The sequence below is a fragment of the Escherichia albertii NBRC 107761 = DSM 17582 genome (assembly GCF_000759775.1).
Classification (GTDB): domain Bacteria; phylum Pseudomonadota; class Gammaproteobacteria; order Enterobacterales; family Enterobacteriaceae; genus Escherichia; species Escherichia albertii.
In genome coordinates, this window is the sequence record NZ_BBMY01000230.1 from 1 (window position 1) to 794 (window position 794).

Below are 794 nucleotides of genomic sequence, written 5' to 3' on the forward strand. Positions count from 1 at the left end.
GAACCGCCCCGGGAATCCTGGAGACTAAACTCCCTGAGAAAGAGGTAAACAGGATGACTAAAAATACTCGTTTTTCCCCCGAAGTCCGTCAGAGGGCGATTCGTATGGTTCTGGAAAGTCAGGGCGAATATGACTCACAGTGGGCGGCAATTTGTTCCATTGCCCCAAAGATTGGCTGTACACCGGAGACTCTGCGTGTCTGGGTACGCCAGCATGAGCGGGATACCGGAGGCGGTGATGGCGGGCTCACCACCGCTGAACGTCAGCGTCTGAAAGAGCTGGAACGTGAAAATCGTGAACTGCGCCGCAGTAACGATATCCTTCGCCAGGCTTCCGCTTATTTTGCGAAGGCGGAGTTCGACCGCCTCTGGAAAAAGTGATGCCACTGCTGGATAAGCTGCGTAAGCTGTACGGGGTCGGACCGGTATGCAGTGAACTACATATTGCCCCGTCAACGTATTACCACTGTCAGCAACAGCGACATCATCCTGATAAACGCAGTGCCCGTGCGCAGCGCGATGACTGGCTGAAGAAAGAGATACTGCGCGTATACGATGGGAATCATCAGGTATACGGTGTGCGTAAAGTCTGGCGTCAGTTGTTACGGGAAGGAATCAGGGTAGCCAGATGTACAGTGGCGCGCCTCATGGCGGTTATGGGACTTGCCGGTGTTCTCCGGGGTAAAAAGGTCCGTACGACCATCAGCCGGAAAGCCGTTGCCGCAGGCGACCGCGTAAACCGTCAGTTCGTGGCAGAACGACCTGACCAGCTGTGGGTGGCTGATTTTACTTACG

The 794-nt window shown here is 54.9% G+C and carries 1 pseudogene and 1 other annotated feature; the pseudogene reads left to right on the plus strand.

What is annotated here, in order from left to right:
- Positions 1-53: 53 nt before the first annotated feature.
- Positions 54-794: pseudogene (locus tag EA14781_RS25130) on the plus strand (IS3 family transposase); the annotation flags it as partial.
- Positions 335-451 (plus strand) — a sequence feature (AL1L pseudoknot). (Overlaps the previous pseudogene by 117 nt.)